The following is a 20,103-nucleotide window of genomic DNA, read 5'->3' as shown; positions in this document are numbered from 1 at the left end:
GGCTTGAGTGATTTAACTCAAACTGCTCTGCCTGCCTCGCATTAATGCAGAAGACGTGCCAGTTTGCCGGAAAGTGCCAGTGAAGGGCGGGGGATGTGAAGGAGTATCTGTCTATACAGAAATGATTTAGGACGAAGTGACTCGTCGTCAGGCGCGGTCAGGCCACGCAGGACGGATTTCGAAATCTGTTAACAGGGTTGAACAGAAAGTTTAAACAAAGTGTAAGCAGGACGAAGCGTAAAAAAAGAACCGCTGGACGTTCCATCGGTTCTGAGTGTCTGAATTTCATGTTCGCTCGATAGCAGAACAGATCAGGGTGTGACGCTTTCGGAAGCCGTCACTGCATTGGTGCCGGTCACCAGATCACAGGTCGTATTCAAGTCGCAGTCATCTGCATTGTCATTGAACAGGGAGCCTGCAACATAGTTTTTGTGTTTACCGTCACAAGTGGCAGTCGCCGCATAACCGGTATAAGCATAACTCTGATTCAGAGCGCCAATCGCATTGGAAACATCGTTGAGTTCCGTGTTGACCGCGACCGCGACTTCACTCAATCCCACAATCATTGCCAGGACAGCGATGGTCAGCACGAGTACCAGTTCCGCTGAGATGACAAATCCACGCTCATCTTTCCATAAGGCCCGCAACATGGTTTATCCCCTTGTCGAAAAAAAACTCTGCCCGGACGAATCCGGGCAGAGCGTGTAATTTTGATGAGAGATCAAATTACGGAGTTACGCCTTCTGAAGCAGTAACACCAGTTGTACCGGTAACCAGGTCACAAGTTGTGTTCAGGTCACAGTCATCAACAGCGTCGTTGAACATAGAACCAGCGTAGTGGCTTTTGTTCTTTCCGCCAGTTCCAGCGAAGCCGGTGTAGGCGTAGCTCTGGTTCAGAGATCCGATTGCGTTTGAAATGTCGTTCAGTTCAGTGTTGACAGCAACAGCGACTTCGCTCAGGCCGACGATCATAGCCAGAACGGCGATGGTCAGTACGAGTACCAGTTCGGCTGAGATTACGAAACCTGCTTCATCGTTCCAAAGTTGATTTAACATTCTAGTGAGTTCCTTGGTTTTAAACTTTTTAATGAGAGACTGATTTGCAGAAGGGGCTCCCTGGGGAAAACCTTCCGCGACTAATTGCTGGCTAAAGCGGACGCGATAACCAGGTCGTGACCCAATTCGGAGACAACGCTCCACTCAGGCACAGTTGTGGAATGCACTGGCCGGTGCATTTCACGGCACAAACTGCAGATTTGTAGACTTAAAATATTGTTAAAACGCACGTTATGACCCGCGGAGCAAAGGAAGCCCAGTCATGATGTCGTGGACACCATACGCATTGAATGCTCTCTCACCTTCATGCAATGCAGTTGCTTCTCTTCTTCTCTCGGGGACAAGTCGCAAGAAATTGAAGAAGCCTCAACACGGGTCACAACGCTGCGAATCGATTGTTTCTTTTCAGTTATGAATTTTGTTTTCGTTTCGGTTACGTGAAGTACTCAACGCAGCAGGTGTGCCAGAATCGGACGGACGGGGATGTTGCCAGACGGCAGCAGGGGCGGTGGTGGGAAGGAAACGCGAATGCGTAATCGCTATAACAGTAGTTCAAATGGCCGTTTAGGGAAATCGGCCACAAAATGAGATCCGGATCGGGAAAAGTTCGATTGGTTGTTTTCCGGCAACAGAATTTATCAATGGATCTGAACACTCTGTAAAACCAGGGGGCTACACGATGAGTTTTTTTTTAAACATCGGGCCCCTGCAGTCGATGTAAATGCTGCAGGGCCCCGAGTTTAGGGGTAATGCTGGCTGTACCAGTTATTCAGCTTGTCTCGCTGCGACTATCGGTCACCGGCAGATTCTGAAGTGGTGAGTCTGGTCGCGACCAGATCACAAGTGGTATTCAGATCGCAATCATCAGTCGCATCGGTGAAACGGGATCCGGTGTACCCGCTTTTGATTTTACCGCCACTTCCCAGAAACCCGGTGTAGGCGTAGCTCTGGTTCAGTGACCCGATGGCATTCGAGACATCGTTTAACTCGGTGTTAACTGCGACCGCGACTTCGCTGAGTCCGACGATCATGGCCAGTACGGCAATGGTCATCACCAGTACCAGTTCCGCGGAAATTACAAATCCATGCTCATCATTCCATAACGCTTTCATTGTTCAGCCCTTTCAAAAATTAAATAGAAATGGATCCCAGACTGGATCCGAAAACTCTCGAACTATTCCCGGCTACTACCTTCAGAGCCGATGAGACTTGTCGCAACCAGATCACAAGTCGTGTTCAGGTCACAGTCATCCGTGGAATCACTGAAGCGGGAGCCCAGGTAGTAACTTTTCTCCTTCTCAGAAGCAGCATCGAAACTGCTGAATCCAGAGTAGACATAGCTCTGGTTCAGTGACCCGATGGCATTGGAGATGTCATTCAGTTCTGTGTTGACCGCGACAGCGACTTCACTGAGTCCGACGATCATGGCCAGCACGGCGATGGTCATCACCAGTACCAGTTCCGCAGAAATTACGAATCCTTGTTCGTCCTTCCATAACGCTTTCATTATTCAGCCCTTTAAATAAGAATGTTTAAAGTGGACCCGGCGCGAGGTCCGGGAAAGCGACTCTCCAGGAACTACTTGGGAGAAGCACCACTTTCCGGTGTCGCGCTGCGCAGGCCTCCCACCAGATCACAGGTGGTATTCAGGTCGCAGTCATCCGTGGCATCCGTGAAGCTGGATCCGGTATAACCACTTTTGGTTTTACCGCCACTTCCCAGGAATCCGGTGTAGGCGTAACTCTGGTTCAGAGATCCGATGGCATTGGAGATGTCATTCAGTTCTGTGTTGACCGCGACCGCGACTTCACTGAGTCCGACGATCATGGCCAGCACGGCGATGGTCATCACCAGTACCAGTTCCGCAGAAATTACAAATCCGTGTTCCTCATTCCATAACGCTTTCATCTTTCAGCCCTTTCAAAAAAACAGTTCAGCATGGACTCCGCGCGGAGTCCTGAAAAAAACGCACACTCTCTCGATCTCTCACTCTCAAGGTTTCAGTGCGCAGTCGCATGACTCCATGGGAGCGGACTGCGAAATTTGCAGTTGCAGAACCACGCTGAATTTTCAGCATGGCCAAATAAAAAAGGCTCTAATCAGGATGGTCCCGCGCGGTGTCGGGGCTATCCCAAATAGAGCCAGAGTCAGTTGTGTCTGTTGTACAATCTGAAACTGCGATCTTTGCAGAATCAGCAATGGAAACGGCAGTGCTGCGCGTTACCAGTTCACTCATTTAATAAAGGTCAAAATCACAATTACATCTGAAAAGCGGGGATCCGATTCGCAGCATCGATTTCGCTTTTCCAGCAACGGGCAGCACGATTTCTCATGCAGCGCTGGTTTCCGTTCGGAGAACCGCAGCTTTCAGAGAAAGCATGGGATCGGGTTGTAGACCGTGACGACGACTTGAACATGGCCCACGCTGATCGCCCGGGCCTCGCGGGTCTGTACCAGTTTCCCCTGATTTCAACTACCGGTTTGTCTAATATTCATTTCATGTATCAATCCACTATCCATAAAAAAAGGCTCTGTTCGGGGAATGTCCCGTACGGAGCCAGGATCATCCCAAACAGAGCCAGAATCAGTTGTAGAAATCTAATCTGAAATTACGGTGTCGTAGCTTCAGAAGCAGTGACGGCTGTAACGCCTGTCACCAGGTCACATGTCGTATTGAGGTCACAATCATCGACAGCATCTATGAAGCTGGAACCAGAGTAAGAGCTTTTCTGTTTTTCACTGATAGGTGAAACACTGTCAAAGCCGGTATAAGCATAGCTCTGATTCAGAGCGCCGATCGCATTGGAAATGTCATTCAATTCCGTGTTCACGGCAACCGCGACTTCACTCAGTCCGACGATCATGGCCAGTACTGCGATGGTCAGCACGAGAACGAGTTCCGCAGAGATTACGAAACCAGCTTCGTCATTCCAGACGTTTTTCATATTTGACAGGCCCTTTATGAAAAAAGCTCTGCCCAGGAGTGTCCCGAACAGAGCCTGGATTTACTGATGTAACCGAATCCGAATTACGGAGTGGTTGATTCAGAAGCGGAAACAGCACCAGCACCAGTTACGAGATCGCAAGTGGTGTTCAGGTCGCAGTCATCGGTAGCGTCTGAGAAAGTAGAACCGGCGTAGTAGCTCTTAGATTTTCCACCGCCAGAACCAGTTCCTGCGAAACCAGTGTAGGCATAGCTCTGGTTCAGAGCGCCGATTGCATTTGAAATATCGTTCAGTTCAGTGTTAACAGCAACAGCAACTTCGCTCAGACCAACGATCATGGCCAGCACAGCGATGGTGAGAACGAGAACGAGTTCCGCAGAAATTACGAAACCAGCTTCGTCATTCCAGAATTGATTCATCATGTCAGAGTTCCTTGTTTTTACTTGAGAGTAAAGAGATTGTTTCGATCCTGATCGAGAAATCATGATCGTGAGAGACAACAGTCACGCCGTGTGCGTAACCACTTCTGCACAAGCCCAATGGGAATCAATACAGCCCGAGTGGCTGTACCAAACCGTTGATGGCCAGGAACTGGTTGTCATGCATGTTGAAATTCAGAGAACCGGTTCACTCTGAACTCACTAGATGACTCAAACCTCTATTGCTAAAGGTCCGATTACACAATTTCCTGTATGCAGGGTTATGATGTTTGCACAGGACATGCCGAAGGCAGAATCTTTATAAACAGTAGAACTCGTAAACAAGGAGTCTTGTTACTAACACGTTTTATTGTTGCAGTTTATCGCTGAAAACTGCGGATGGCATGACAATGTTCAGCAGGAAGGGAGGGCAAGAAGTGTAAGGAATCTGAAACACGGCTTTACAAATGGTGTTTCAAAAAAACAACAAATGTGCCGTTCCAGAAAATTCGGTCTGTGGAATCAAACACCGGAAGAGAAGGTTCTCTCCCGGTGTCCGTCTCGATCAGCTCTCAAGCTTAACGTACTCAGTCAGATTTATCTGATGGTTGCTTCGCTGGCGGTTACAAACTGAACTCCCGTAACCAGGTCACAGGTCGTGTTTAAGTCGCAGTCATCGACAGCATCTTCAAATCGCGAACCCGCGTAATAGCTCTTTGATTTTCCGCCGTTCCCCAGGAAACCTGTGTAGGCATAGCTTTGATTAAGGGCTCCGATTGCGTTTGAAATATCGTTCAGTTCAGTGTTCACGGCGACGGCAACTTCGCTCAGGCCGACAATCATGGCCAGAACAGCGATGGTCAGTACCAGTACCAGTTCCGCAGAGATCACGAAACCAGCTTCGTCATTTAAAAATTGTTTCCACATTGTTTGAGTTCCTCTGTTGAGATAGAGAGTATTGTTTTTGATTCCTTTCGGAATCGGGAGAGACATCGAAGTCGGCTCGGAATGCCCCGGGGGCTGAAGCCGGGGTGACAGCAGCGAATCGATTGAGGGTCGAATCGCATCTGCTGACAGGAACTGTCTGCATCCCAGGACTGGATTGTTACCGGTTCGTTCTAAATCCAGATACAGGGAAGAAAACAGTTATTCTGAACTTGACCTCTTTACCGGTTGTAACGATTGCAGAGATCGTGCCAGATCTTTCAGATTTGAGGATCGCAAGGGGCATCCGTCAGTGGGGAGGCTGTAATCAGTTAGAGATACGTAGTTTAGGGGACGAGCTACAGGACGGGATTGAGCAGGCGAAGTGTTGAGGTCAGCGATTTTTGTAAAGAGATCTGAACACGGCTTTACAAAGCGTGTTTCAGAATTCCGACAAAACCGTAAATTGAATATGATTTCAGGAGCAACAGGACGTTTTTAAGTCAGGCTTTGATAAATCGCGGTGGGCAGGATCTCTGTGGGATACATTTAAGATGGTATTCCAACGATTTAAATCGGAGTCTGAAAGAACCGGGAATTCAGGAAAGCAGTTAGAGTCATGCAAGTTACTATCACAGCCGTCGGGCCGGACAATCGCGGATTAGCAGATCCCATCGTGCACTATGTGACCGGTGTGGGGGCCAATATTCATGAAATCCAGATGTATGACCATGATTCAGAACGTCTGTTTGCCATGCTGCTGCGTATCGACTGGCCCGTTGATGTGGAGCCGATCGCGGTGCTTCGGGAACGGATCATGCAGATCGGTGCGCAGAAGGGGCTGACCTTACGCGTCTGGGCGCGGGACGAGCACGATCGTCCTCCCCGAATCGCGATCTGTACGACTTATCGCAGTGAACCTGCTGCAGCGGTTCTGGATGCGATCAAGTCCGGCGTCATCCAGGCAGAGCCGGCGGTGATCATCGGCAACCGGGATCGTTGCCAGTCGCTGGCGGCTGAGCATGGACTGGACTTTCATAACATCGGCGACGAGCGGGGGAACCCGGACTACGATCAGATGGTGTCGCTGTTCGATTCATACGAAGTTGATTACGTGCTCCTGGCCCGGTACATGCGAGTGCTGCCCCCCGGGATCTGCTGGAGTTTCGCCGGCGGCCGCATCATCAATCTGCACCATGGTCTGCTGCCGTCCTATCCCGGTTTCCAGCCTTATGAAGATGCATTCAGCCATCACATGCTGACCTTCGGGGCCACGATTCACTTCATCATTCCGGAACTGGATGCGGGCAATCAGATCATTCATCAGAACGCGTTTACGGTGGCACCGGGAACTTCGCTGAAAGAGATCAAGCGGATCGGGGAGACCGAACATGAGCCCGAGTGCCTGGTCGAAGGAGTTCGCCGGGTCGTGGATCGCGAGGTGGAACTGCACTTCCATCGCGTTGTAGGGATGGCATGCAAAGACTGAGCAGGGGACGTTCAGTCTTTCAGTTTTGATTTGACCAGTTCAAATACGTCGTCGAACATCGGCTCTGTCAGACGGCCGGTAAACGTATTCTGCTGGCTGGGATGATAACTGCCGACGAGCCAGTGACCATCGGGAAACTGATACGCGGCTCCGTGCCCGAATGCAGGTCGTTTGCCCGGCAGCCTGTCCTGGCGTTTTTTGAAGTCGAGGACCGCTTTCCAGCCGATCTGTCCCAGAGCGAGAAAGACTTTGACGGGAAGCATGTCGACCGTCTGTTCCAGCCAGGGGTGACAGTTTTCAATCTCTTCGCGCGTCGGTTTATTCGCGGGCGGCGCACAGTGGCAGGTGGCGGTGATCGCGCAGTTGATCAGTTCCAGTCCGTCATCACTGCTGACCGCTTCGGGCTGCGTCGCAAAGCCTGCTTTATGCAGGGCGCGGTACAGCCAGTCCCCACTGCGATCGCCGGTAAACATGCGGCCGGTCCGGTTGGCACCATGGGCTGCGGGGGCCAGGCCGACAATCAGCAGTTCGGCCTGTGAATCACCAAAATTAGGGACCGGTTTGCCCCAGTAGTCCCAGTCGAGAAAAGCTTTCCGTTTTTCAGCCGCGATTTTCAGACAATGGGTCCGCAGGCGATCGCAGAGGTCGCAATTGGTGATGTTCCGGTTTAACTGGTTCCACTTGGTTTTCGACATCCGGCTTCTCGTCTGACTGCTGATCAATGGTTCGGGTACAGGTTAGGGGGATCGTACTGATTATTCCCGCCGCAACGATCAAATGCGGCAGCGATAGATCATCAATAGCAGTAAACGGGTAATGCCGTCAAACGGGACTCTATATTTAAAGAGAACATTTTAAAATCGAGGCTTGAAAAACCGTCGAAAGCCTCTTTACGATAGTATCACAGTGCGGTGCCTGCCTGTCTCAGACAGTGGCGGGTACGGCGCGTTTGATTTTCTGCATTTGAATATGCCCCTTTCAGGAACAGCGATTGTGTCGAAACTTCAACTCCCTTTGATGTCATTGATAGCCGCAATTCCCGGTGCCTTGTTAACGTACATGCTGGTGATGGCATTTCTGAATCATGCGGAAGCCATGTCGACGACACTGCTGGGAGTGGCCGGCCTGACACTGCTGATGAGTGCCATGCTGACGCTGATGCCCGTTGGTGCCCTGATCTTCGGACCCAAGGGGGCAGGCAAGTCGAAGAGTAAGGCGAAGGACGAGCCAGAGTCGGATCTGGTTGATGAAGAGGAAGACGACGAAGAGCTGGTATCTGATTCCGGAGCCGAAATCTCAGACGAGTTTGAAGAAGACGAATTCGCTGATGACGACGACGACCTGATGGCCTCCGGCGATGATATGGAAGTCGACGAAATGGACGACTTCAGTGACAGTGAATTCGACGATGCGGCTGACAGCGAGTTCGACTTTGCCGACGATGAGTATGAATTCGACGAAGACGATGAAGAAGAGAACAAATAACGTTTACCTGTTCTCTCCTTCTATTCGCTCGAACTGATTACTGCTGCAGATGCTGCTGGAAGAACTGGTCCATATCGGCGACCATGTCATTGAACCAGGGAAGCTGGTTCCAGCAGCCGTGCTTACCCTTGGGGTAGACCTTAATGCCCGTCGGTACCCCGGCTGTTTTGAGCTTTTCCCGTGAGGGAGCGTTGCGCTCGGGGTTGTCAAACTCCCCGGTCATAAACAGCAGTGGTGGTGTCTGCCGGGAAAGATGCAGGTAGGCATCGCTGAGTTCGTAAAGCTCAGGCGCTTCATCAATCGTTTTGCCCAGCCACTGATTAGAATTGGATTTCTTTGGGTCCTTGCGCGAACGTTCGGCGACCGAACCGGAGGCCATCATCATCGGCCCTGCCATCACGATGGCGGCCTGTAATTGAGAAGACCGGTCAGCATAGCCGGCATCGCCCTGGAGCGCTTTGACGTGCGGTGCCGCTGCCATCAGCCCGACCAGATGTCCGCCTGCGGAACCGCCGACGGCACCGATCTGCTGAGGATTGACGTGGTACTTAGCTGCTTCCGCTCTGAGAAAACGGACGGCAGCGTTACAGTCCTGAATTCCAGCGGGGAACTTTGCTTCATGTCCCAGTCGATAACCCACGGCCATCGTGACATAACCCCGTTCAGCCAGGGCGATCGCCAGGGCCCGGAACTTGGTTTTATCTCCGTTGAGCCAGCCACCCCCGTGTACGACAACGACTGCGGGAAAAGGACCTTTACCGGTCTGGGGCACAAAAATATCTGCGAGCAGCTTCCGCGGTCCGGCCTGACCGTAGACCACATTCAGGTGTGGCGTGACTGAATCCGGTACGACCGTGGAGGGGCGGTTACCGCTATTGGCTGAAACTTCCGGTTCGGGCATGCAGCCATAGGCGTTCATGCGCTGACGATAGAGTCCACCAAAGCCGGTGATATAGAGCGACCGCATGTCCTGATCGCCGAAAGTGCAGTTGATGGGGCGGGTGGGCGTATGGATTTTTCCCAGCAGTTTACCTTCAGGATTCCAGATCCAGATGTCGGCAGCACCGGCACAGTAGACGTTTCCGGCGCGGTCGATGGTCATCCCGTCGGCACCTTTGTCGGGGCCATCATCCATTTTGGCAAACAGGCGTCCGTTTTTGACTTCGCCCGGCTTCGTTACATCGTAAGCCCAGATCTCTTTGGGGACGTATGCAGCGACATAGAGTGTCTGACCATCGGGGGAAAGGGTGATTCCGTTGGGCGTTTTGATTTCCTTAATGGCGACCGACTGTTTGCCTTCCGGTGAAATCCAGATGACTTCACCCGAGCCGGTGAGTGTGTAGTAGATGCCACCGGTCTGATCCACGACCAGATCGTTCGGGCGACGGGGCGGCTTGACATCATTCGGCTGTCCATTGATGCGTTTCTTCTGTTTGCCTTCCAGAACTGAGATCTGGCTGTTGCCGTTATCTGAGAGGTAAAGCTTGCCATGATCATAAAAGCTGGCGCTGATCCGGCCGGCGTCGTTCAGGAAGACCTGGACTTTACCGGTGCGGGGCTGATAGCGATACAACTTGCCTGCTTTAACATCAGGGAAGTACAGTGTGCCGCGTCCATCCCAGGCGGGACCATCGGCGAGTTCGAATTCGGTCGCAATCGTCTCCAGCGGGGACGACGTATCGATGACAGATTCTTCAGCAAAGAGCGTGATCTGCACGAAAAGTACAGAGAGCAGGGCAAGGGCGAGCTGTTTCATTGATGTTTCCTGATCGAAAGTGAAACGGATTGAGGTTCCTGGCTGGCGGAAGTGGATCGATGGTCAGTCGAGACGCAATGGTCACCAGTCCCTGTCAGCGATGCGCTGCGGGACCAGGCTTCCTGTTCCGATCAGCCCCGGGTTGCGGGACTGTGGAAAAAAGCGGGCGCGACTCCTACAATCGAGAGCACACACGGCCGGGACAGGGAAGCGAACCTTTGTCGTCTGTTGAGCATCAAACAGGTACCTCGGGATTGGTATACTGGAATCAACGTGAGTCTGTTCATTCTCAGAAATTTGAGGAAACAGATCAATCGTTATCCATGAGAATGCTCGGGTTCCCCTCAAGAAACCCGCGCGTGTTCACAGAGATTCAGGCTGGAGAGCAGAAAGAACAAATCAGTATGAGTGAGACCGACCAGACTTTGATCGAAACCCGTTTTTTGAGGTTGATCAAGCGGGGACGCTGGGAATTTGTGCAACGTGCCAATGCGACAGGAGTGGTCTGCCTGTTCCCGTTGACCCGGGATTACCGGGTGATTCTGATCGAACAGTTTCGTCCCCCCGTAAATTCGCCAGTGATTGAATTCCCGGCGGGACTGGCGGGTGACATCGCAGGTCAGGAGGACGAACTGCTGGAAACCGCGGCACTCCGGGAACTGGAAGAAGAGACCGGTTATGCAGCGGGGCGAATCATTTCACTCGGATCGACGGTCTCATCGGCCGGCTTGACCGACGAAGCGGTTCATTTTTTCCTGGCCCTCGATCTGGAGCAGGTCGCAGAGGGAGGCGGCGATGAATCGGAGAATATCACCGTGCATTCCGTGCCGTTTGCAGAAGTCGAAGACTGGCTTAAAGCGGCCGAAGCACGCGGCTGCCTGCTCGATGCCCGAATTTATGCAGGCCTGTATTTTCTCTCCAAACATGTGCCGACGACTTCCTGAGCCGTTTGCTATATTCTCAAGACAAATGAGCTATAATGGCGACGGACCAACATTTCAGATCCTCTTGAATCTGCTTTTTTAATCATAGAATGAGACTCCCATGAGTGAAGAATGGATAGCCGACCGGATGCACCTGATTGACGCCTCCGGAATTCGCAAGGTGTTTGACCTGGCGGCGAACATGAAAAATCCGATCAACCTGAGCATCGGACAGCCCCACTTTGATACTCCTGATGAGATCAAAGACGCGCTCTGTCAGGCAGTCCGGGATGGGAAAAACGCATACAGCCAGACACAGGGGATCGCTCCGCTGATCGAAAAGATCCAGACGCGGGTGGATGAGATGTATCATCACGAGGATCGCCAGGTCTTTATTTCCAGCGGCACTAGTGGTGCATTGATGCTGGTGTTGAATGCCCTGGTCAACCCGGGCGATGAAGTCATCGTGTTCGATCCTTACTTCGTAATGTATACGCACCTGACCCGCGTGGTGGGGGGCAAACCGGTGTTTGTCGAGACTTACCCGGATTTCAAGATCGACGTGGAAAAAGTCCGGGCCGCGATCACCGACAAGACGAAGCTGATCCTGTTCAACAGTCCGAGCAATCCGACCGGACACGTTGCCTCGGAAGAGGAAGTGCGGGCCCTGGCGGAACTGGCGGCGGAAAAAAACATCGCGCTGGTCAGCGACGAGATCTATCGTTCCTTCTGTTACGACGATCCGTTTGTGAGCCCGGCTGCTTATAACGAGAAGGTGATCGTAATCGACGGGATGAGTAAGTCGCATTCGATGACCGGCCATCGGCTGGGCTTCGTGCATGGTCCCAAAGCCGTGACGCAGCAGATGATCAAGCTGCAGCAGTACACGTTCGTCTGTGCCCCGCATCCGGTGCAGTGGGCTGGTCTGGCGGCGCTGGACTACGATATCTCGGGACGCGTGGAAGAATACAAGGAAAAGCGGGACCTGATGCGGGATCTGCTCTCGGACCGGTTCGAAATCGCCGGTGCCCAGGGGGCGTTCTACATGTTCGTCAAAGCTCCATGGGGAACGGGGACCGAATTCTGCACCGAAGCGATCAAGAACAACCTGCTGATCATACCGGGCAATGTGTTCAGTAATCAGGATACGCATTTCCGGATCTCCTATGCCCAGGAAAATCCGGTTCTGGAGGCCGGGGCGGAAATTCTGAATCGTCTGGCAGACAGTAAGGGCTGAATCATCCGACCGGAAACAGGTCGTTATCAGGGGTGGGGGAAGTTTTTTTGTACAAATAAAAACTTTCTCTATACCTGAAAGGGTATCACCTCTATCATGGAGAGAGTGTGAGACTCTCATTCCCTTCCGAATAGACTTACGATACTGCCTGACAACGACTTATGCCTTCCGATCAACCGCAGAAAAACGGTCCTGGGGCTCCCGCCGGATCCGCACGCGAAAAGTCTTCTCCACGCTCTGCTGAACTGCAGGGAGGGGAATCCACTCCGCTTGCGCACCTGGACGACTCCGATCTGAGTGAGGACACGGTTTATCAACCGGGGACGACGCCTCAAACGGGGAAAAACCAAACTGCTTCGGTCAATCTTGTCGGCAGGCAACTGGGGGATTTCAAAATCCTGCGTCGTCTCGGACAGGGGGGAATGGCCACCGTGTATCTGGCTGAACAGGTCTCTCTGAAACGCGAAGCCGCCATCAAGGTGATGCACAGCGAACTGATGAGTGATGAGACCCACATCAGGCGTTTCGAACGCGAGGCGAAAGCGGCCGCGGGGCTCACCCACCCGAATATCGTCCAGGTTTATATGACGGGCGATTTCGAGGGAACGCATTATATTGCCCAGGAATACGTGCGGGGGATCAATCTCAAGGAATACCTGGCCCGCAACGCACCCCCCGATTGTGCGCTGATCCTCAAAATCATGCGACAGGTGACCGCGGCCCTGCATGCTGCTGCGGAGAAGGGGATTGTGCATCGGGACATCAAACCCGAGAACATCATGATCACGTCCCGCAAGCTGATCAAGGTGGCCGATTTCGGACTGGCCCAGATTGCCCAGTCTGATGAGCGGGTCCATCTGACCCAGGTCGGCACCACGATGGGGACGCCGCTGTATATGAGTCCGGAGCAGGTCAACGGCAAGGCACTCGACCAGCGGAGCGATATCTATTCGCTGGGTGTGACCTGTTACCATTTGATCTGTGGTCGGCCCCCCTTTCACGGGGAAACCGCCCTTTCGATCGCCGTGAAGCATCTGAATGAAGCAGCTCCATCCCTGAAGAAGCGCCGACCCGACCTGCCGGAAGAGCTCTGCGATCTCGTGCATCGCATGATGGAGAAAGATCCGAACAAACGTCCTGGCAATGCTACCGAGCTGATGCAGGAGATCCGCAAGATACCGGAGCAGTCCTCCAGCAGCGAAGCAAGCGACTGGCGGTCCCGATTGCCGTTCCAGGGAAATCAGGGGTTACAGAAACAAATTGCCGCGTTTGTGCTGGCTTCACTCTGTCTGGGAGGCGTTGCCGCCGCCGTGGGCTGGGTGAATCGACCCGGGAATCCCCTGGACGCGCCGGTTGTTAGTGCTGAGGGCCAGGCCAATGGTTCTGCGGTGGCGATTGGTAAAGAGTCTTCCGCCATGCTGCAGTATCTACGGGCCATGCGGATGAACGATAACATCAACAGCGAAGATGGCTGGAAAGCGGTGATTGAGTATTACCCGGAGAATGAAATCTACAAGCCTCTGGCACAGATCCGACTGGGGCTGTTAATGCTCAAGGGGGGGCGGTATGCCGAAGCCCGGCCGATTTTTGAGGAACTGATGGCATCCGGTCAGGCCCGTTATCAGACGAATGGCTACGCCGGGCTGATGGCTCTGGAAAGTCTGGAAGGGAACCCCATCAACTCACAAAACACCTGGGAAAATCACGTTCGCGATCATCTGGATGATCTGGACCGGGAAATGTTTGAGATTGCTTATCTGACCGTGACCCGCAACCAGAGTGCTCCCGGCGTTACCCAGAATGATGATTACCGGAAACTGTTCGAACAGATGAATAACGAAGGTGAAGAACTGCTCAATCCCTGAGTCAGACTCGTTGCGCTCGCCCATTTCGGAAAGGATCTTAAATTACCGGATGATCCGGTTTCCCGTAGAGATGTCATTTCTGGACAGATACTCTATAATGCAGCTCAACCAACGTTTGAGCACGAATCCGGTTCGGATTTCCTGCTCCAACCAACCCAGAATACCAGTTCTATTTCAGCAGAGTCGGGCACAGCTGTGGCGATTTTACAGATACTCAAAGGGAAAGTTCCCGAACAGATCATCGAGCTGAGCGGAGAACGGGTGATAATGGGGCGACATCCCAATTGTGAGATCGTCCTCGATAATGTCGCCGTCAGCCGCTACCACGCCCAGATTCTGGAAAGCCACGGTTTCTATTACCTGGAAGACCTGCACAGCCGCAACGGCACTCTGCTCAACGGCACGGTCATCGAAGGTCGGACCGAACTGCACGAGAACGATACGATCAGCATCTGCGATATCCAGATGCAGTTCCTCGTCGATTATGAACCGTCCCCCGATTTTATCGATTCGGCGATCCAGCAGACGCTGGAAGTCACCAATCGGTCGCTGAAAGAAAACCAGCAGCTGGCCCTCGATGATGGCACGACGGAAGGTGTTCTCGATGGGTCCTCGATCATCAGTCAGCTGGATCTGAATACGAGTAGCCAGCTGCGGATCAGCGTCAAACCCGAAGTCAAACTGCACGCGGTACTGGAGATCAGCCAGATTCTCAGCCGGGCTTTGAAACTGGACGACGTACTGCCGCGTATCCTGGACGGTCTGTTCAAGATATTTGCCCAGGCGGACCAGGGCTTCATCATGCTGCAGAGTCCGGAACGCAAAAAGCTGATCGTCAAAGCAACGAAGGCCCGTCGTCGCGAAGACGAAGATTCGATTCGCATCAGCACGACGATCGTCCGCCAGGCGATCATGAGCGGTTCGGCCATCCTGAGTGCCGACGCGGTCGAAGACGATCGTTTCAAGATGAGCGAGAGCATCACGTCGCTTCGCATCCGTTCCATGATGTGCGTGCCGTTGATGTCGCAGGCCGGGGATGTGCTCGGCGTGATTCAGATCGCGACCCGCGATATCGGTCAGCAGTTCAACAAGGACGATCTGGACGTCATGGTGGCGATTGCCCAGCAGGCGAGCCTCGCCGTCGACAATGCGAAGCTGCACGAAGACCTGGTTCGGCAGCGGGACATCGAGCGGGACCTGGAGTTTGCCCACCAGATTCAGCTGGGGTTGCTGCCGCACAACCGACCGAAGTACAAGGAATACGAGTTCTTTGATTTTTACGAATCAGCCCAGAGTGTCGGCGGCGATTACTTCGACTACATCGAACTGCCCGGCGGAAAGCTGGCGGTGACGCTGGGGGATGTCGCAGGTAAGGGGGTTCCGGCAGCTATTCTGATGGCCCGCCTGTATGCCTCGGCCCGCTATCATGTGCTTTCCCGAAATGCAGCGGACAAGGCACTGGCCGAACTGAATGCAGAAATCGCTTCCAGTGGTGTGGGCCTGCGGTTCATTACATTCATTTTGGCGGTGCTGGATCCGAAGAAGCATACGGTTTCAATTGTCAACGCCGGTCATATGGCGCCGTTGTTGCGACGGACGTCTGACGGAACCGTGAAGCAGGTGGCTCAGGAAAAGTCAGGCATGCCGCTCGGCGTGATGAAGACGCAGACGTTCCATGTGGAAACGATCACGCTGGAAAAAGGGGATACACTCTTGCTGTATACCGATGGTGTGACCGAGGCCATGGACCAGAAGAACCGACTCTATCACCGGGATCGACTGGTCAAGTATCTCAAATCGGCGCCTGAAGAAGTCGAGCCCCTCGTCAAGGGACTGCTCTCGGATGTGGAGTCGTTCCGCAAGGATTCGATGCAGAAGGACGACATGTGCGTTGTCTGCTTCCGCCGCAAATCATAAAACAGAGACAGAGCCACGCACCAACAGGATGTTCCGCTCTCACGTTCAACCACTCACCGGATGAGGTCCGCTTTGACTACTGATGTATTATCCATTCTCGGCAAGGACGGCAAAGTTGCCCGGCGGCTCGACCATTACGAGGAACGCCCCGAGCAACTGGAGATGGCCGAAGCCGTCGTACGGGCGATGGAAGAGAAGCATCACCTGCTGGTGGAAGCGGGAACCGGGGTGGGCAAAAGTTTCGCATACCTCGTACCGGCGATCCTGGAGACCTGCAGACAGAACGAGACCCGTACGGGCAAAGACCGTAAACGGCTGATTGTCTCCACCAATACGATCAGTCTGCAGGAACAGTTGATCAATCGCGATATCCCGTTCCTGAACGCCGTGCTCCCGGTAGAGTTCTCTGCGGTGCTGGTAAAGGGGCGGTCGAATTACATCAGCCTGCGTCGACTGAAAGGGACCGTCGAGCGGGCCGGGAATACGTTCTCGAATGAAGAAGAACTGAGTCAGCTCGATCAGATCGCGCAGTGGTCACGCAAGACAAGCGATGGCAGCCGGTCCGATCTGGATTTTCGTCCGCATCCCAAAATCTGGGACGAGATTCAGAGCGAACACGGTAACTGCCTGGGCAAACGGTGTGCGACTTACAATGAATGCTTTTATTACCGGGCCCGCCGCCGCGTCTGGAATGCAGATGTGCTGGTAGTGAATCATGCCCTGTTTTTCTCAGACCTGGCGATCCGCCGGGAGGGGAGCAGTATTCTCCCCGATTACGATACGGTGATTCTGGACGAAGCGCACACCATTGAAGCGGTCGCGGGGGACCACCTGGGGCTTTCAATTACCAACAGTCAGTTCGATTACCTGTTTAACAAGCTGTATAACGACCGGACCCAGAAGGGGCTGTTGATGCATCACAACCTGGTCGACTGCCAGCAGCATGTGATGCGGCTGCGGTTCATGGTCGAGGACCTGTTCGATCATCTGCTGGAGTGGCAGTCCCGACAGGGGCTGGCCAACCGTCGCATTCGTCAGTTGCCGCCGGTCGAAAATACGGTTACCCACGAAATGAAGCTGTTGGCTGCCCAGATTTCAGAATACGCATTCCGTTTGAACAGCGAAGAAGAAAAGATCGAATTGCAGTCGGCCGCCGAGCGCTGTTCCGCACTGGGTGATGGCTTACAGAGCTGGCTCACGCAGCAGGCCGATGCCGATTCGGTCTACTGGGTGGAAGTCTCTCGCGGACGCAACCAGCGTATCAAGATGGTCAATGCGCCCATCGACGTGGGACCGGTGTTGCGGGATGAACTGTTTAACCAGGCGCAGACAGTGATTCTGACGAGTGCCACCCTGGCGGTCGGCGATCAGGATTTCAGTTTTACGCGATCGCGGCTGGGCCTCAATCAATGTGAAGAACTGAAGCTGGGGAGTCCCTTCGATTATCGGGAGCAGGTGCGACTGATCCTGCCCGATCCGATGCCGGATCCCGGGGAAGCACCGGCGGAGTATGAGCGTGCGGTGACCGAGAAACTGAAACAGTATCTCGAACAGACCGACGGCCATGCCTTTGCGTTGTTTACCAGCTACAAGATGATGAAGAATTGTGCCGACCAGATTTCAGGCTGGCTGCAGGATCATAACCTGGCTTTGTATCTGCAAGGGGAAGGATTGCCCCGTTCCCTGATGCTGGAGCGGTTCCGCAATAATCCCCGCGGCGTGCTGTTCGGGACCGACAGTTTCTGGCAGGGGATCGACGTGCCCGGCGATGCGTTGACCAATGTGATTATCACCAAGCTGCCCTTCAGCGTGCCCGATCATCCTCTATTGGAAGCCCGAGTCGAAGCGATTCGGAATCGGGGAGGCAATCCGTTCATGGATTATCAGATTCCGGAGGCGATCATTAAGCTGAAGCAGGGATTCGGTCGTCTGATTCGGACTGCCAACGATCAGGGGCAGGTCGTAATTCTGGACCCGCGGGTGCGGACCAAGCGTTATGGTCAGAAGTTTCTGGAGAGCCTCCCGGATTGCACCGTGATTATCGACCGGGATGACTGAACGCGGTGGCGGTTTGTTATTCTGAGCCGAAGACGATATCGCTGCTGCAGAAGGAACCGCCGAAGTTATTGGCAAGTGTGACCACCTGGTCCAGTCCATCCATAAACAGGTTGCGACTCAGGTCGGTCAGAGGGTGCAGGAACAGGGACCAGAGCACGCCGTCGCCGATGGCGTAACGCGCGTCGAGGGAACGGTCGAAATTGGCTTCCATTACGTCCCAGAGGTCCTCTTCGTCCAGATCCTCTTCTTTGATAATCGGCGTCATGATGCGGACCCGGTCGTGGATCTCATCGACGATTAAAAACAGGATGCGTTTGTGGTACTCCACTTTCCAGCATCCGTCACCGGTCTCCAGGGGAGTGCTGACATCATCAATGATTTGAGAAATCGATTGCGGGGTTAAGGAATTTTTTATGGTTGCAATCATTGTCCTGCTCCTTGAACAATTCTTAAAACGGTTGAAATCGAGAACCGGTTTCAGCAGTAGTTTGAACCCGGTCGTGGGTTTCCTGTCAGTCACAAAGTTCAATCAGAGATTGATGCGTCATGCGCGGCGACAGTACCGAAACCAACTGATTTCAATGTTCCCTGCACCTCTATTGTTTATCAGTTCGAATCTAAAAAGCAACATTTTTTTTATTCCTCGTCAGAAAACTAATTTTTGGCGATATCAAATAATCAGTGACCGACTACAATCAGGGTTTAGTTCACTGTGGACGTTTTCCCTCATCAAGAGGAAACGGGAAAGCCCTCCTTTCTCTGACTATCTGGATTTCCATTGACCGATCACGATTCTGCAAAATCCGCAACGATCTCTGAACTGGAGAAACAGTATCGACAGTTACTCGACAATAATTGTCTCGAGTGGCGGAACCAGCGCCAGTTTTCACGCTGCCTGGGGATTGGAGGACAGGGTGTCGTTTACCTGAGCGCGCGAGAAGGTGCAGACGGGTTCAGCATTCCGGTAGCACTCAAGCTCTTCTCCCCTAAGCGGTATGCCGACTGTACTGCCTATCAGAGCGAAATGGCGCGACTGTCGCAGGTCGCCGCACGCGTGGCACGCGTTCAGGAAAATCACCTGGTTGCCGTGCAGAATTTCGTGAAGCGGAACGAAATTTATATCATGGAGATGGAGTGGGTCGATGGCTACGACTTGCGGAGCCTGCTCACTCCCGCCACGTTCAAACAGATTCGGGAACAGGTTACCCGCCGTCGCTGGAGGACATTGAATAACAATGTCTTCACCCGTGGTGTGCAGCAGCCGCGGCTTAAGCCGGGTGTCGCGGTGGCTATTCTCCGCGAGTGTCTGGCTGCACTCGCTGCCCTGCATCGCAATGAAATTATTCACTGCGATATGAAACCGGCGAACATCATGCTTAAACGCAGCGGAAACGCCAAGATCATCGATATCGGATCCGCCATCGATTTAAATAACCTCCCGGAGAACCATGCCTGTACGCCTACGTATGCGGCTCCTGAAGTACTCTCCGGCAGTCGGGCGACCGCCCAATCCGATCTGGCCAGCCTGGGTTACATTCTGATTGAAGTCATCACCGGTTTTCAGCCGTTTGCGAATCTCAAGTACGCTCAACTGGTCAAAGCGAAACAGAATATTCTGCAGCAGTTGCCCCAATGGTTTCCTGCGGAGGAGTTCGCGTTGAGTGAACCTTTGATGAAGCTCATTCACCGCCTCGTGCACCCCGATCCTGCAGAACGCTTTCCCAGTGCGGAAGCAGCAGAACTGGGAGAAGATGGTGCCGCGGAATTTCATCGATTGCTGGTGAAAAGTGATCTGCCGAGTGATTATGAAAATGAATTGCGGCTCTGGATCGAAGAAGTTGAAACCGACTATTTCGAGTCGACCCAACCTGCCGGCGATCCCGGTACGACTGTGTTCACCACTCGCGCCTGGGATGGCGACGATGATCCGGATTTTTCACTCAAATCCTGAATGCAGAATTGCTGCTGATAATTTACAAAGCTAATAAAAGATCCCTCTCTCAGCTGCTCTGAGATTGAAGAATCCCGT

The 20,103-nt window shown here is 53.1% G+C and carries 19 protein-coding genes; 8 read left to right on the top strand and 11 right to left on the bottom strand.

The features are described from left to right. Positions 1-311: 311 nt before the first annotated feature. The 8 genes from HG66A1_RS19620 to HG66A1_RS19585 all read right to left on the bottom strand — a co-directional run bounded on the left by HG66A1_RS19620 (position 312) and on the right by HG66A1_RS19585 (position 5,347). Positions 312-650, bottom strand: coding sequence for a Flp family type IVb pilin (locus HG66A1_RS19620; protein WP_145187812.1), 339 nt, complete (start codon positions 648-650; stop codon positions 312-314). A gap of 76 nt (positions 651-726) precedes the next feature. After that, positions 727-1,056, bottom strand: a complete 330-nt coding sequence (locus tag HG66A1_RS19615) for a hypothetical protein (protein WP_145042051.1) — start codon at positions 1,054-1,056, stop codon at positions 727-729. A gap of 788 nt (positions 1,057-1,844) precedes the next feature. Then, entirely contained in the window at positions 1,845-2,168 is a 324-nt protein-coding gene (locus tag HG66A1_RS19610; RefSeq protein ID WP_145187809.1) for a hypothetical protein, read from the bottom strand. A 62-nt stretch (positions 2,169-2,230) separates the two neighbouring features. Next, the gene (locus HG66A1_RS19605) at positions 2,231-2,566 is read right to left on the bottom strand and encodes a Flp family type IVb pilin (RefSeq protein ID WP_145187806.1); all 336 of its coding nucleotides are present in this window, start codon (positions 2,564-2,566) and stop codon (positions 2,231-2,233) included. Between the two features lie 68 nt (positions 2,567-2,634). After that, positions 2,635-2,964 carry a hypothetical protein gene (locus tag HG66A1_RS19600; protein WP_145187803.1) on the bottom strand — a complete coding sequence of 110 codons (330 nt, stop codon included), beginning with the start codon at positions 2,962-2,964 and terminating at the stop codon, positions 2,635-2,637. A 701-nt stretch (positions 2,965-3,665) separates the two neighbouring features. Next, positions 3,666-4,001 carry a hypothetical protein gene (locus HG66A1_RS19595; protein ID WP_145187800.1) on the bottom strand — a complete coding sequence of 112 codons (336 nt, stop codon included), beginning with the start codon at positions 3,999-4,001 and terminating at the stop codon, positions 3,666-3,668. An 83-nt stretch (positions 4,002-4,084) separates the two neighbouring features. Beyond that, complete coding sequence (locus HG66A1_RS19590; protein WP_145187797.1) at positions 4,085-4,423, bottom strand: hypothetical protein; 339 nt, start codon at positions 4,421-4,423, stop codon at positions 4,085-4,087. A gap of 594 nt (positions 4,424-5,017) precedes the next feature. Continuing rightward, positions 5,018-5,347, bottom strand: coding sequence for a hypothetical protein (locus tag HG66A1_RS19585; RefSeq protein WP_145042046.1), 330 nt, complete (start codon positions 5,345-5,347; stop codon positions 5,018-5,020). A 616-nt stretch (positions 5,348-5,963) separates the two neighbouring features. Here HG66A1_RS19585 and HG66A1_RS19580 point away from each other — a divergent pair. Further along, positions 5,964-6,833 (top strand): formyltransferase family protein, encoded by an 870-nt coding sequence (locus tag HG66A1_RS19580; RefSeq protein ID WP_145187794.1) that lies wholly within the window; start codon positions 5,964-5,966, stop codon positions 6,831-6,833. An 11-nt stretch (positions 6,834-6,844) separates the two neighbouring features. On the opposite strand, the gene HG66A1_RS19575 is transcribed toward HG66A1_RS19580, so the two are convergent. Further along, the gene (locus tag HG66A1_RS19575) at positions 6,845-7,528 is read right to left on the bottom strand and encodes a uracil-DNA glycosylase (protein WP_145187790.1); all 684 of its coding nucleotides are present in this window, start codon (positions 7,526-7,528) and stop codon (positions 6,845-6,847) included. A 298-nt stretch (positions 7,529-7,826) separates the two neighbouring features. On the opposite strand from HG66A1_RS19575, the gene HG66A1_RS19570 reads away from it, so the two are divergent. After that, a complete protein-coding gene (locus tag HG66A1_RS19570) occupies positions 7,827-8,318 on the top strand; it encodes a hypothetical protein (RefSeq protein WP_145187787.1) in 492 nt (163 codons plus the stop codon). Between the two features lie 37 nt (positions 8,319-8,355). Here HG66A1_RS19570 and HG66A1_RS19565 read toward each other — a convergent pair whose 3' ends face one another. Beyond that, a complete protein-coding gene (locus tag HG66A1_RS19565; protein WP_145187784.1) occupies positions 8,356-10,074 on the bottom strand; it encodes an SMP-30/gluconolactonase/LRE family protein in 1,719 nt (572 codons plus the stop codon). Positions 10,075-10,478: 404 nt separating this feature from the next. Between HG66A1_RS19565 and HG66A1_RS19560 the strand changes: the two genes are divergently transcribed. The 5 genes from HG66A1_RS19560 (at position 10,479) to HG66A1_RS19540 (ending at position 18,074) form a co-directional block, all read left to right on the top strand. Continuing rightward, complete coding sequence (locus HG66A1_RS19560; RefSeq protein ID WP_145193844.1) at positions 10,479-11,018, top strand: NUDIX hydrolase; 540 nt, start codon at positions 10,479-10,481, stop codon at positions 11,016-11,018. 100 nt (positions 11,019-11,118) lie between these two features. Beyond that, on the top strand, positions 11,119-12,234 hold the full coding sequence (locus tag HG66A1_RS19555; protein WP_145187781.1) for a pyridoxal phosphate-dependent aminotransferase: 1,116 nt from the start codon (positions 11,119-11,121) through the stop codon (positions 12,232-12,234). A gap of 161 nt (positions 12,235-12,395) precedes the next feature. Then, positions 12,396-14,099: a serine/threonine protein kinase gene (locus HG66A1_RS19550; RefSeq protein ID WP_145187778.1), complete on the top strand. Its 1,704-nt coding sequence runs from the start codon at positions 12,396-12,398 to the stop codon at positions 14,097-14,099. 195 nt (positions 14,100-14,294) lie between these two features. Further along, a complete protein-coding gene (locus HG66A1_RS19545; protein ID WP_145187775.1) occupies positions 14,295-16,016 on the top strand; it encodes a SpoIIE family protein phosphatase in 1,722 nt (573 codons plus the stop codon). Positions 16,017-16,076: 60 nt separating this feature from the next. Further along, complete coding sequence (locus tag HG66A1_RS19540) at positions 16,077-18,074, top strand: ATP-dependent DNA helicase (protein ID WP_145187772.1); 1,998 nt, start codon at positions 16,077-16,079, stop codon at positions 18,072-18,074. Positions 18,075-18,090: 16 nt separating this feature from the next. Here HG66A1_RS19540 and HG66A1_RS19535 read toward each other — a convergent pair whose 3' ends face one another. Next, the gene (locus HG66A1_RS19535; RefSeq protein ID WP_145187769.1) at positions 18,091-18,501 is read right to left on the bottom strand and encodes a hypothetical protein; all 411 of its coding nucleotides are present in this window, start codon (positions 18,499-18,501) and stop codon (positions 18,091-18,093) included. Positions 18,502-18,852: 351 nt separating this feature from the next. On the opposite strand from HG66A1_RS19535, the gene HG66A1_RS19530 reads away from it, so the two are divergent. After that, on the top strand, positions 18,853-20,025 hold the full coding sequence (locus HG66A1_RS19530) for a serine/threonine-protein kinase (RefSeq protein WP_145187767.1): 1,173 nt from the start codon (positions 18,853-18,855) through the stop codon (positions 20,023-20,025). The last annotated feature ends 78 nt before the right edge of the window (positions 20,026-20,103 follow it).

Origin of the sequence: Gimesia chilikensis, assembly GCF_007744075.1 — a bacterium.
GTDB classification, from domain to species: domain Bacteria; phylum Planctomycetota; class Planctomycetia; order Planctomycetales; family Planctomycetaceae; genus Gimesia; species Gimesia chilikensis_A.
Note: the sequence above shows the minus strand (reverse complement) of the source record. Positions and strands in the feature narration are given on the sequence as shown.

Bases quoted from the DNA above. Each gene is read 5' to 3' on its own strand.
- HG66A1_RS19595 (WP_145187800.1), bottom strand. From the start codon at position 4,001: ATGAAAAACGTCTGGAATGACGAAGCTGGTTTCGTAATCTCTGCGGAA.
- HG66A1_RS19580 (WP_145187794.1), top strand. From the start codon at position 5,964: ATGCAAGTTACTATCACAGCCGTCGGGCCGGACAATCGCGGATTAGCA.
- HG66A1_RS19615 (WP_145042051.1), bottom strand. From the start codon at position 1,056: ATGTTAAATCAACTTTGGAACGATGAAGCAGGTTTCGTAATCTCAGCC.
- HG66A1_RS19590 (WP_145187797.1), bottom strand. From the start codon at position 4,423: ATGATGAATCAATTCTGGAATGACGAAGCTGGTTTCGTAATTTCTGCG.
- HG66A1_RS19620 (WP_145187812.1), bottom strand. From the start codon at position 650: ATGTTGCGGGCCTTATGGAAAGATGAGCGTGGATTTGTCATCTCAGCG.
- HG66A1_RS19535 (WP_145187769.1), bottom strand. From the start codon at position 18,501: ATGATTGCAACCATAAAAAATTCCTTAACCCCGCAATCGATTTCTCAA.
- HG66A1_RS19540 (WP_145187772.1), top strand. From the start codon at position 16,077: ATGAGGTCCGCTTTGACTACTGATGTATTATCCATTCTCGGCAAGGAC.
- HG66A1_RS19560 (WP_145193844.1), top strand. From the start codon at position 10,479: ATGAGTGAGACCGACCAGACTTTGATCGAAACCCGTTTTTTGAGGTTG.
- HG66A1_RS19600 (WP_145187803.1), bottom strand. From the start codon at position 2,964: ATGAAAGCGTTATGGAATGAGGAACACGGATTTGTAATTTCTGCGGAA.
- HG66A1_RS19550 (WP_145187778.1), top strand. From the start codon at position 12,396: ATGCCTTCCGATCAACCGCAGAAAAACGGTCCTGGGGCTCCCGCCGGA.
- HG66A1_RS19610 (WP_145187809.1), bottom strand. From the start codon at position 2,168: ATGAAAGCGTTATGGAATGATGAGCATGGATTTGTAATTTCCGCGGAA.
- HG66A1_RS19555 (WP_145187781.1), top strand. From the start codon at position 11,119: ATGAGTGAAGAATGGATAGCCGACCGGATGCACCTGATTGACGCCTCC.
- HG66A1_RS19565 (WP_145187784.1), bottom strand. From the start codon at position 10,074: ATGAAACAGCTCGCCCTTGCCCTGCTCTCTGTACTTTTCGTGCAGATC.
- HG66A1_RS19585 (WP_145042046.1), bottom strand. From the start codon at position 5,347: ATGTGGAAACAATTTTTAAATGACGAAGCTGGTTTCGTGATCTCTGCG.
- HG66A1_RS19575 (WP_145187790.1), bottom strand. From the start codon at position 7,528: ATGTCGAAAACCAAGTGGAACCAGTTAAACCGGAACATCACCAATTGC.